General features: G+C 68.3%; 1 protein-coding gene. It reads left to right on the plus strand.

Annotated features, from left to right (window positions below):
* A partial coding sequence (locus SB754_RS20385) for a DUF4915 domain-containing protein (RefSeq protein ID WP_410784181.1) occupies nucleotides 1-271 on the plus strand: 271 nt, incomplete at both ends.

The following is a 271-nucleotide window of genomic DNA, read 5'->3' on the forward strand; positions in this document are numbered from 1 at the left end:
GCCGAACTGCCCGGCTTCACGCGCGGGCTGGACTTCTGGGGCCCGTTCGCGTTCATCGGCCTGTCCCAGGTGCGCGAGTCGGCCGTCTTCTCGGGCATCCGCCTGACCGAACGCGTCGACGAGCGCTGTTGCGGCGTCTGGGTCGTGGACCTGCGCTCGGGGCGAATCGTGGCATACCTCAAGTTCGAGGACGCCGTCCAGGAGGTATTCGCCGTATCCGTCCTGCGCGGTCAGCGCTACCCGGACGTGCTCTCTGCCAACGACAGCCGTG

Origin of the sequence: Leifsonia sp. SIMBA_070 (assembly GCF_046534635.1) — a bacterium.
Taxonomy (GTDB): domain Bacteria; phylum Actinomycetota; class Actinomycetes; order Actinomycetales; family Microbacteriaceae; genus Leifsonia.